Raw genomic sequence first — 11,600 nt, forward strand, 5'->3', positions numbered from 1 at the left:
CTTACCACTTAACATAACACTTGGGGAAGTTGAGTGTTATGTTAAGTGGTAAGTTCGTGTTTATGCTGGTCACGGGGCATTAGGGGGCCTGCTATTGTTGGCGGTGCTGCTAAATGTTTTTGTCCATAGGCACGACTTTCGGGTCTACCAGTTTGTATCCTCCCCAGGTTAGTACACGGTTGTTGGTGTCTATAGCGAACACGTAGGAGCCTGGGAAAACTTGGGTAAATCTCATGTTGGGGATGATTCGCGTAGGTGAGGTGTATGTTATGCCCATACTGTGCCCTGTCCCGAAGTTGTTTGTGTCGTTGCGCCCGCACGCCCAGAGTCTCCCGTTAGTATCGAGGGCAAACGTGGCCTCCATTGCGAAGTAGACGGATTTTATAATGTGTCCGTTGAAGATGGGTGCGAGGTTATCTAGTTTGTTTTCGCTTGTGCAGAGTTTTCCGCCGTAGTTATCGCCTTGAGCCCATACCTGTCCTGCAGTATCCAATAATACGGTTGCCCCTTGGTAGCTGATTTTGTTCGTGTATTTGCCAAGGATTACTGGCCTGTGGCAGTCGGATTCTGTTAGGTGTTTGATTCCCAAGTTGCACCACAGTCCCCATCCCCAAAGGTTGCCGTTTTCGTCTACTGCAAAAGCACTGGTGCTACCTTTTTCCATAAAGATTTTTGTGTATTTTGTTCCGTTGGTTATTTGGACGGGTGTGGTGGGGCTGTTTGTGTTTCCGGTGCCTAGTTCGTAGTTGGCGTTGGCTCCCCATCCCCAAATGTTTCCGTTAGTGTCGATGGCGAGAATTTCGTCACCAGCTACCGTGAGGGTTTTGAATAGGCGGTTTGTGGCTGGCTGTTTGGGGGTGTTGTGGTAGGTGTTGTCTTTGGTTCCTTGCCCGAGTTGTCCGTATCTGTTGTTTCCCCATGTCCAGATTTTTCCGGTTTGGTCGATTCCGGCGTAGGTTTTTGTGTAGTCGGCTGCGTCAAACACGACATATTTCTTGTCGTATCTGGCTACGAGTGCGGGGGTTTGCGAACTGTAGGCGACATTTTGGAATAGGGTTTGTTTTTCCCAGGATAGGTATTGTCCGTCCAGCTGTCGGAATACTATGTTTTGTCCAGTGTCGATGATTTCGGTGGCTTTGAGGGGTATTGTCCACTCCGAGGCTGCCGTAATTTTTGCGTCACCTACTGTGAGAGCGTCTTGCCAGGTGGCTACTGTTGCAAGCCCCCCCCCAGACAGGGTGAAAACCGCCAACATGGACAGCAAACCAATTTTCAAACCAGGTAAACGCTTCATGCTTGTTTTATCGTGTGCGGACGTTTTTTGCCCGCACACAATGGTGGGTTATGGTTTTGAAAAAGCTCACCGTTATTGTTTCTGCCGTTTTTGTTGCTGCCGCCGGCCTGACGCTGCCCCAAGCCCTCGGGACATCTCCCACGGCGTATGGGGAGGATAAGCCGAAAGATGAGCGGCAAGAGTTCCTGGACAAATGGGGGATTAAAGACCCGAATCCTAACTGCTGGGTGATGCGTCGTGAAGCGACGGCTTCTCGTGTTGGTGGTAAGGACAGGTATGATACGGCGAACCTGTGGCGGGGCATGTTTTCTTATTATGGTTCGAACAGTCTGTATTTGATTGATATGCCTCCGAAAGATAAGGCGATGTCGGCTTCTGGTTGGGGGCTGGCTATGGATGCTTTGGCTGGGGCGGTTTCTGACGAGCGTGGGTATGTGTTTCAGATGAGTCGGAATTTGGATTATACGAAGCGTGAATCGTTGGAGGGCCCGTTCGGTGGCGAGGGCGGTTCTACCGTGAGTTGGAGTGATGTTAGTCAGGTTAATGATTTTACTGGCGGGATGAAGAACGAGGGTAGTAAGGAGAATCCTAATCAGGCGGCGGCGTTGGTGGCCACAAAGACCCTATCGAACCTTTATCACAAGGTGGGGACGTTGTATAAGCCTAACCAGGTGCAGATCCGGAAGATTGATCGTATGCAGTCTTTGGTGGTGGTTCAGGATGGTTTGGGTAGTGCTGTGTTGTCGGCGTTGCCGTGGGCTTTGCAGTCTGGTGGGGTGCCGATGAGTGAGGCTATGGCGGATCGGTATGTGTCTGAGTATATGTCTGATGGTATCGATTTGCCGGTGGTTTATGTTGGTGGTGAGGCTGGGGGGTTGTCGTGGGCTGCCCGTCACGGTTTGGATGTGAACAATCCGAAAGAGTTTAGACAGGTGGGGTCTTCTACCGATTTTACTACCGACTCTTATAATGCGGTGATGGATGTGTCTACGAAGGGGCGTACTACGGGTGTGGATTTGTTGTATATAGTGCGTGGGGATTCTCCGAATGCGATGTTGTCTGATTCGTTGTCGGCTGTTCAGTATTACTATAAGCGGGATTTTCGGGAGGGGAAGCGTGCCGGGCTCCTATTCTGGGACTCGGCGGCGAGCCAGAAGAGAATTAATAAGCTGGTTGCGGATATTAACCCGATCAAAATCTTCCTCTCCGGCGGCACCGGAGCCCTAGACGAGAATGTTGAGCAAAAAATTCATGAGGCGATTGTTCAGCAGAAGGGTGATCCGTATCGTCAGGAAGACGAATCCTGTGAGCCCGAAATCGTTTCTTTTAAGAAAGATTTTATTGATAAGCCTAGCGATGTGGCCGCGTCGGGTTGGGCTAATAAGGGCGATAACATAATTTTTGAAATATATGTAAGTGGGAAAAACATTTGGACGGCAGAAAACACTAATGAGGGGCGTTATCCTGGTGTGCCGCAACGGATTATTAAGGATACTTTGCCTGACGGGCTAACGTTTGTGCAGGCCTGGGATAGCGACGGGTACAGTTGTCGTTACGATCCTGATGTTTCTGGTGGTATAGGTAAAGCAAAAAAGGTGCTCAACCAGCAGGATTTCGAGAACGGGTTTGACCCCGGGATCCTTGGGTCGCCAACATCGCAATACGGGACTAGTTTTAAAATTTTTTGTGTGCAGGCGAAAGTTAGCAAAGAAATAGAAACCGGGACGAAACTAATCAACAAGGCTTGTACCTCGGGTGAGCCTGATGCTAAGTTTATGCCTCAAAAATGTGCGGAAGGATTCGTGAAAATAGACGAACCTAGGGTCGTTGTAACCAAAAAACCCTACTCGTACAATGAGCCTATCGCTCAGGGGAACACTATCAATTATGGGATAACGATTGAGAATAAGTCTCACGTGAAGGCTACGGGTATTAATTTGTTTGATTATGCTAAGGAGGGTTTGGTGTTGAAGACTTTCCGGGTGGGTGAGGAGTCTGATAGGAAGGTTCCTGGGGATACGCCTACCCGGTTTGATTTGCCGATGGTGCAAGATTTGAAGCCCGCCAGCTACTACACGAAGGTTGAGTCGTATCGTGATGCTAATGATGAGAAGGATGGTTGTTTGGATTGTCCTGAGGGGGCAGAGTTTTGTAAAAACGAAATGCATTCTTTCTGGCATAGTACGGGGTGGGCTGGCCAAGGCTATTATTATTATCGAAGGAAGTGTGACGCGCATTACCCCGAAGAAATGACCGGCACCGACAAGCTAGGCGTGCAAATAGGCTCTGAAGTCACCAAGGTTGATAAAACTAACATGTTCGCGACCGTAGACAACCTCGCGAAAGTATGTAGTGACTGGTTCTGTGAGGGTATCGAGCAGGCTCCGGAAACTTGTGAGCAGGGTGATGAAACCTGTTCTGAGTCTGTTATTCAGCAGGGTAATGCTGCGTTGAAGATTGTGAAGAAACTCAATAAACCGGATGATGTTCATGCTGGGGAGCAAACTAGCTGGGATGTTACCGTAACCAATGTTGGTGACGTGAAGGCTCTGAATGTGGTTGTTACTGATGAGGGCGGGGCCGGTGTGGATTTGGATAGTGTAAAGATTTCGTCCGCCCCCGACGATACCCCCAGGGCTAGGAACATCGGACACATCGATCCCGGAAAATCCGAGACCGTAACCGTGACCGGGACACCCACTACGGACACGCCAGAAAACGTTGCCTGTGCCGAAGCCCAAAACGCGATGAAAGTCTGCTCCAAAGAAAAAGGCGCAGAATCGTCCAAACTATCCGCTACGAAAACCGTAGACCGGGTGTTGCCCGACGGGCTGCAATACTTGGTGGAGTTGTCCAACACTGGGGAGGGCAGAGCGCAAAAAGTCACCCTGCAAGACCAAATGAGTATCACCGGTAGTGAGAAGGACTATCCGGCAAATTATGAGATCAGGTCTACGTCGGGAATGTCCACGAAACAAGACGATAAACGTCAGGCTACGAGTGAGGGTGTGCCTGGTGGGGGCAAAGCCGGATTCTTGCTGAAAGCAGACAAGAGCGTGACCCCGCTGCGTGGCGAAATCGTCAACCAGGTATTCCCGGCAGACGACCCGAAGTGTGAAAACGACAAGAATAAACCGTTGTGTGCGTCTGTGTCCGAGTCGTCGGTGAACGTGGCCGAAGACCTAATAACAGTGGACGAGGCTACTAACACTGCCTGGTTTAGGGTGTCGGTTGCCCCGACCGTGAAAGGCGTAGGGGCACATGGGGTGTCGGTGAAGGCCGCGTCCACGGTGGGTGCGTCCGGGGAACGGTTCGTGTACAGTTCTGATCTGGAGTCTGCCCCGGCCGAGGTGAAGGCCCTGTTCCCTGACGGTAAACCGTTAACGATCGGGTCGTCTAACTATTCGAATATTTGGCAGTTGGGGGACATTCCTGCCGACACTGTTCAGACCGGCCTGTTAGCGATGCGTTTGGACAATCTTAACGACGGGTATGTGACGTATGTATCGGCCGGTACCGCCTTGTATGAGCGGCCAGATTTCGCGAAAGGCTGCGAAAATAACCCTGACGTGGCTACGGACACTGACGGGTGCGATTTGGTGGATGCCCGCACCCAGGACCCTGCCGACATACACGTGTCGAAGACGTTCCTTGGTAGTGAGGGCGGCAAATCAAAGTTCGAGATTGTCGTGTCGAACAAGGGTGCTGCCCCGTCGAGGGATTTGACGTTTACAGAGTTGACACCGGGCGGGAAGAAACTGGAATGGGAAAAATGGTCCACGGTCGATAAACCGGAAGGCTCCCAATGGCATGTTGGGAAACTGAAGGGTGGCGTGTCTGTTTCCGCGACCGTGAACGTGGACGGTGTGTTTGCGGCCGGTGAAGTGAACAAAGTGTTCCCTAACGACGATCCGGAATGCGAAACGTATACGAACGAGTGTGCTTCGGCGGGGCCTGTAACACTGCAGGTGTCTAAAGAACCGGCAGAGTCTAACGTTTATGCGCCGGGTGAATCGGTGCAGTGGACGTTGAAGGTGAAAGCGTCAGGTGGGGTTTCTTCGGGTACGAGAATTGTTGATGTTCCTTTGTCCGGTTTGAAGGATGTGAAGTTGGTGTCTGGTGCCGGCACGGTTGACGGTACGGTTTGGGAGCCTGGCGAGATTGGTGACGGTGTGACGGTGGAGGCTACCGTGTCTGGGACTGTGACGGATGGTGCCGAGCGGGTGGTTAATGCTGTGACCGGTAAAGGTAATGTGCCGACTTATGTGGGTGGGGAAGTGTTGGATTGTTCGGATGAGGATGGTGTGGAGAAGGATACCGATTTGTGTGATTTTTCTGCCGCGACTGTAGTGTCTGGCGGGGACACCCCCACACCCGAACCCGAGCCCGAGCCGGAACCCGAACCAGAACCGGGGCCTGATCCTGGAAAGCCGACCCCTAAACCGGATGTTCCAACCGGGGACGTGAAAGTAACCAAAACCGTCAACACTAAGATTGGCGGCTACGACCTGACGGTAGAAAACCTTGGCAAGGGTGACAGTAAGCCCCTAGTGTTGGATGATCATATGCGTGTTTCTGGTGAGGGCGGAGACTGGAATGGTGCCTGGACTATCGAAAAACCGTCTACCGGTGAGGTTAGCGAAGACGGACACTCTTGGACCATCGGTGTGCTAAAACCCGGTAAAAAGGTTAAAGCGCATGTGGCTGTGACAGCCCCAGAAACCTGGATCCCGGATAGTGTTATTAACGAGGCACAAATCCGTGGCGTGGACTGTAGCAAACAGTCTGGCGGGTGTGCGAGCGTGGAAACAGCCCCACTACAGGTAGACAAGAAGCTACTGTCTGTCGAAGGTAACGTGGCCGAATGGTTGCTGACCGTAAACAATCCTAATAGTGTGCCGGTGAATGGTGCGCGGGTTGTTGAACAGCCTTCCGCTGGACTGTCCGGGGTTACTATAACCCCAGATGTGGGCGAGGTGTCTACTGACGGCTACACGTGGAATGTGGGTGTCCTGGATCGGGGCGGGGTGGCGAAAGCTAAAGTGAAAGCCCGTATTAGTGGCGTGTCTGCCATAAACCGGGCACGGGCCTATAGTGAACTGCAGGCCGGTAGCGCCGAGACGTGTTCCGCGAACTATGATACGGCTTCTGATGATGATTCTTGTGATCAGGAGTCTGCCGACATGCAGGCCCCGGTAGAGCCGGATAAGGCGAAAGTAGCAGTTTTGAAGACCCCGCGTCTGAACACGCCTACCCCGCAGTGGGATGTGATTGTGAAAAATGTGGGCAATGTTGCGTCCAAGCATGTGTATGTGGTGGATGAGCTGGTTGGTGCTAAGGACGGGTCTTTAAAGTTTATGGATTCTGTGGGTGGCGGCACGGTGTGGGATGTGGGTGTGTTGCAGCCTGGGGAGCAGAAGCAGACTAGCGTGTTTATGTCTACGGTGGGGACGTTTACTAACCGTGTGTTTGTGGCTGACAGTCCGACTCCGGATTCTCCTGTGTCTTGTCAAGATAATTCGACGTTGGGTGGGGACACGGATGGTTGTGATACGGCTGTGTGGTCTGAGGATGGTGGCCGGGTGAAGAATGTTCTGTTGGATGTGTCTTTGAAGGAGGAGTTGCCGGATGGGCGGGTTTCTTGGCTGGTGAGTGTCCGTAACGCATCTGGGAAGGCTTTGCCTGTCGGGGTGAGTGTCGCGTCTGAGAGTGATGGTGTGGTTAGGAATGGTGGGTTTGTGTCTGCGTCTCAGGGGGATGTTGAGGGGTCTGTGTGGAGGACTGGTAGTTTGGATGATGGGGGTGAGGCTTCCGCTGTTTGGGTGGGGTCTGTGTCTGATAGTGCTGTCCGGTTGAAAGCATGGGTGTCTGACATCATGTATGGGGCTCCGTGTGTGGTGAATGATTCTTTGGATACGGATACTGATTCGTGTGATGTTTCGGAGTGGAAGCCTGGTGGGGCTCCTGCCGGGGAGCGTTTGAGGGTTCATAAACAGTTGGAGTCTAGGTCTGGTGACGTGTTGCGGTGGTCTTTGATGGTCGCTAACGAGGGTCGGGGGCCGGCTTCGGGTGTGAAGGTTTGGGATGTTCCTGACGGTAAGGTTGTGGGGCCGGTGTCTGGCGGCAAGTTTGACAAGTCCGGGGCGTGGAATGTTGGGGAGTTGCCTGCCGGTAAGACGCTGCGTACCGAGTATGAGACTAGCCTGCTGCCTGGTGAGGGTGAGGGTGCGAACGTGGTGTGGGTGACCTCTGCCAAGTCTCCTGAGATGCCTGCCGGCTGTAGGTCTAATGAGACTGTGGCGGAGGATAAGGACCGGTGTGACTATGTGAAGGTTGATGGTGCTAGTAAGCCTGGGGCTGTGAGTGTGTCTAAAACGTTTTTGGATGCTGATGTTGCGTCTGGTAGGGCGCGTTGGCAGGTGACGGTGGAGAACACGTCTGGGGCTAAAGCGTCGGGGGTTGTGGTGAAGGATGTTCCGGTGTCTGGGTTGAAGTCTGTGGGTTTCCCGGATGGTGGGGATTCTTTGATGTTGGGTGATTTGGGTGCTGGGGAGAAGCGTTCGATGGTTGTGGGTTCGGTGTTGGAGTCTGGGGTTTCGGAGTTTGAGAATATGGTGTTTGTGGGTGTGGAGCGTCCGGAGTCTTGTGTGGCTGGGTTGTGTGCTACCGCGTCGGGGCGTGTGGATAGGAATGGTGAGGTGACGGCTGGGCCTGATGGTGAGGGTGTGGTGCCGGGTGAGGTTGTTGGGCAGGCTCCCGGTGGGGTGGCTGGTGCGGCTCCTGTTTCTGGTGGTGGTTCTGGTGGGGCTTTGGCTGTGACTGGTGTGGTGGCTGGTACGGCTTTGGTTTCTGCCCTGCTGCTGTCTGGTGGGGGCGGCGTGTTGATGACCGTGGCGCGGCGCAAGCGGCGGCGCGACTAGGCGTCGGGGGAAGAACCGATCTCTTTCTTGGGGGTTGATGCGGACAATGCTCAAAGGTAACCGAATCCGGCTATATCCGACGGAAGAACAAACACAAACGTTTTTCCGTTATGCTGGTGCGTCTAGGTTTGCCTACAACGAGTGTGTCGCCTATTGCAAAGCACAATACCAGGAGGGTCGTACCGACCTGGTGAAACAGCCAGAGTTGCGTCAACATTTACGCAGTTTGAGAGACAATACTCCAGGCTATGAATGGTTGCGGGAAATTCCTGAAGCCGTCGTGAAACAAGCAACAAAAACCTTTGATAAGGCTAGGGCAAAAGCGTTCAAAAAGCACGCCGGTTTTCCATGTTTCCGCAAGAAACAGCCCTCAAAAGCAAGTTTCTACCAAAGAACAGACGCCTTCCACACCACTAAGCATGGGGTGAAGATTACCGGAATCAAAGAACCGGTCCGGGTAAAGTTTCGGGAAATCCCCAACCATGTACTGAACACTCGTGTCGTTTGGGATGGCAAATATTGGTATTTGTCCTACAGCTATGAAACAGGAACCGAGCCAGCTAAACCCCGTAAGCATGGAGCCACGCTCGGTATTGACCTTGGAATCAAAAGTCTGGCTGTTGTCTCTGACGGCACGGTATTTTCAAACATCAACTACTCTAAGGAGGTGAAAAAGCTAGAGAAACGCAAACGCCACCTACAACACTGCTTGTCTAAAAAACTAGAATCGAACAAGCAAGGGACGAAGTTTGTTCGCACATCTAACTCCAACAGGTTACAGCGCAAAGTGGTGTTACTGGATCGAAAACTGGCCAATATACGTTCAACTTACATTGACGAAGTCATCAAAGACATACTTTCCGCAAGAACCAAACGGATTGTGATTGAGGACTTGAACGTAAAAGGAATGCTGCGAAACAAGTATTTGGCGAAGTCTATCGCCAGCCAGAAGTTCGCAGAATTCGCAACCAAACTCGCCCGGAAATGCGAAGAAACAGGAATCGAACTGGTGAAAGCGGACCGTTGGTATCCCTCGTCAAAAACCTGTTCCGGTTGCGGGTGCAAGAAACAAGACTTGCCTCTCGCCGAGCGTACTTATACCTGTGAGCATTGTGGCCTAGCGGTTGACCGGGATTTGAATGCGGCGTTGAATCTTGCAAACTACCCGTCCGTTGCGGGAAAGTTAAGCCCTGGGAGAATCAAACCAACCTTAGTAGCCTGAGTTCGCTCAGACGGAAAGGGATTCGAAGAATAGGGAATCAGGTAACAACCCTAGGTTTTGGGAGGTTATCGACAACGGTGTCCTATGGGGAATACGGAATGTGTCTTGGCTGCTAATAGTCGAGGTCAATGTTTTTTGTTAGCCACGGGTCTTGACGTATCGCGTCAGCCACCGCGCTGTCTTCTTTGGCGCGGTAGGATAGCAGATGGCAGGCGTATGGGCTGATTGGTTGCTTGGTTTTGAGGAACCCTACCAGGTCAGATGTTGACGCTTTGTCTATAGCCCCTTCTTGTATGATGGGGTCGGTTAAATATTTGCCCCAAATCGGGTGTCCTTTCGGTATGTCGTCACGGTATCGGATTGTTTTCGCTACAGATTTTGGTAACGGATAGGGGAGTTTGTGTAGATCGTTGGCGGGGACACGCTCGGCTAGGTTTTCGAGGTTTTCTTGGTTCATTCGGTTGTTTTGGGCGTAGTCTGCGAGCCGGTCGGGCGGGAGTTTGTCGATGACTAGTTTTTGGCCTATGCGGGTGTCGGCTAGGGGGGTGTGTTGGATTTGTTCGATTGTTAGGTAGGAGTAGGATTTTTCAACCTGTTTGCCGGCTCGATGCATTGCGGCTGCGGCGGCTTGCGGGTCTTGCAGGATTTGGTTGAGTTCTGTCCTGGTGGCGTTTTCGAGGATGGTTTCGGTGACTTCTCCGTTTTTGATGGTTTTGATTGCTTCGATTTTCGCGTCGATGGGCAGGTTTTTGTTGAATCCGGCTTCTCGTTGCACTTCGGCTGCCTTGTCTTGGGCGAGGATACGTAACAGTTCAGGGTTTTGGGTGTATCTGGCGACTGTGGCGCGGACTAATTTGGCGCGGTCTTTCGCTAGGGCCGGTTGGTGTTTCGTGTCTAGGGAGGCTAGGGCTGTCCGTCCAGGGATGGTTAGGGTTTTTGGCCAGTTTTCGTCGGTGTGCTGGTTGACGTATTGTTTGGCTTTTTGTTTTTGGTTGTCGATGGTGCCGGGTATGGTTTCGTGTTCGGCTCCGATGGTCAGTTTTTGCCACGAGAATTCGGGGTAGCCCCAACTGTAGGTGGGGATTTCGTTGTCCATTGTTTCGAGGCAGGCTATGAAGTCTTGCGGACCGTAGTCGGGGTTGGTTTGGTATTCTTCGAGGAGGTCTTGGTTGTCTGGGGGTCTTTTGTTTGGGTTTTGGGGGTGGGCGTATTGTTGCCAACGTTGGTAGGTTTCTTCGGGGATTGTGTCCTCGTTGTCCGGCATGTAGCCCATCAGGTCGTCGAGGTCGTCGAGGTCGTCGGGGGCGGCCGTGTGTGTTTCCGGCGCGAACTGGCCACCTTTACTGGTGCCTTTGGGTTGACGGTTACGGTTATTAACGTTGGTGGCCATTTCGGAGACTCCTTTTCCGGTGTTGGGTTGTTGTCGTGTTTTAGTGTGCGGGCGGAGAGATCTGTTCCCCGTTTTGCCAATATTCTTTGCGTTTGATGGTTCCGTCTGGGTTGTATTCTGTAATGGCTGGCCCGTCTGCCCGATGGCGTTCACCATCCTGCCACCATTCTTCAGATTCGAGGGTTCCGTCCCTCCGGTAGTTGGTGGCGGCGGGGCCGTCATCACGGTGGGGTTGCCCGTTCTTCCACCAGGATTGGGTTTTGGTTACCCCGTTTTGGAAGTAGGTTATGTAGGCGGGCCTATCGTCGCGGTGGCGTTTTTCGTTTTTGCACCACAGTTCGGATTCGATGGTGCCGTTTTCGTAATAGTCGATGGTTGCTGGCCCGTTTTCGCGGCACCATTTCCCGTTTTTGCGCCAGATTTCACGGTAGACGGTTCCGTCTTCACGATAGTCGATGGTGGCCGGTCCGTCGGTGCGATGGTGTTGCCCGTTTTGCCACCATTCTTCGTAGTCGACGTTGCCGTCTGGGCGGTAGTAGGTGCGGGCTGGACCGTCTAACCGGTGGGCTCGCCCGTTCTGCCACCACAATTCGGTTTCGATGCTTCCGTCTGGGGTGTAGTTTACCCAGGATGGCCCGTCGGTACGGTGGCGTTTACCGTTCTGCCACCATTGTTCTGATTCGATGGTTCCGTCTTCACGATAGTCGATGGTGGCTGGACCGTCGGTGCGATGGTGTTGCCCGTTTTGCCACCATTCTTCGGTTTTGGGGGTGC

At 52.6% G+C, this 11,600-nt stretch carries 5 protein-coding genes; 2 read left to right on the plus strand and 3 right to left on the minus strand.

Translation table 11 applies throughout. The annotated features are described in order from the left end of the window. Positions 1-109: 109 nt before the first annotated feature. On the minus strand, positions 110-1,294 hold the full coding sequence (locus Q0V70_RS06880; protein ID WP_297590002.1) for a hypothetical protein: 1,185 nt from the start codon (positions 1,292-1,294) through the stop codon (positions 110-112). A 50-nt stretch (positions 1,295-1,344) separates the two neighbouring features. Here Q0V70_RS06880 and Q0V70_RS06885 point away from each other — a divergent pair, with 50 nt between their 5' ends. Both Q0V70_RS06885 and Q0V70_RS06890 read left to right on the plus strand, forming a co-directional pair. Then, a complete protein-coding gene (locus tag Q0V70_RS06885; protein ID WP_297590004.1) occupies positions 1,345-8,214 on the plus strand; it encodes a hypothetical protein in 6,870 nt (2,289 codons plus the stop codon). A gap of 46 nt (positions 8,215-8,260) precedes the next feature. Further along, on the plus strand, positions 8,261-9,436 hold the full coding sequence (locus tag Q0V70_RS06890; RefSeq protein ID WP_297590006.1) for a transposase: 1,176 nt from the start codon (positions 8,261-8,263) through the stop codon (positions 9,434-9,436). Between the two features lie 112 nt (positions 9,437-9,548). Here the strand turns inward: Q0V70_RS06890 and Q0V70_RS06895 are convergent, their stop codons facing one another. Both Q0V70_RS06895 and Q0V70_RS06900 read right to left on the minus strand, forming a co-directional pair. Next, complete coding sequence (locus Q0V70_RS06895; protein ID WP_297590008.1) at positions 9,549-10,826, minus strand: hypothetical protein; 1,278 nt, start codon at positions 10,824-10,826, stop codon at positions 9,549-9,551. A 40-nt stretch (positions 10,827-10,866) separates the two neighbouring features. Continuing rightward, on the minus strand, positions 10,867-11,600 hold a 734-nt coding region (locus Q0V70_RS06900), incomplete at its 5' end, for a toxin-antitoxin system YwqK family antitoxin (protein ID WP_297590010.1).

It is taken from the genome of uncultured Mobiluncus sp. (assembly GCF_947087965.1).
In the GTDB taxonomy this organism is placed as follows: domain Bacteria; phylum Actinomycetota; class Actinomycetes; order Actinomycetales; family Actinomycetaceae; genus Mobiluncus.

Bases quoted from the DNA above. Each gene is read 5' to 3' on its own strand.
- Q0V70_RS06895 (WP_297590008.1), bottom strand. From the start codon at position 10,826: ATGGCCACCAACGTTAATAACCGTAACCGTCAACCCAAAGGCACCAGT.
- Q0V70_RS06885 (WP_297590004.1), top strand. From the start codon at position 1,345: ATGGTTTTGAAAAAGCTCACCGTTATTGTTTCTGCCGTTTTTGTTGCT.
- Q0V70_RS06880 (WP_297590002.1), bottom strand. From the start codon at position 1,294: ATGAAGCGTTTACCTGGTTTGAAAATTGGTTTGCTGTCCATGTTGGCG.
- Q0V70_RS06890 (WP_297590006.1), top strand. From the start codon at position 8,261: ATGCTCAAAGGTAACCGAATCCGGCTATATCCGACGGAAGAACAAACA.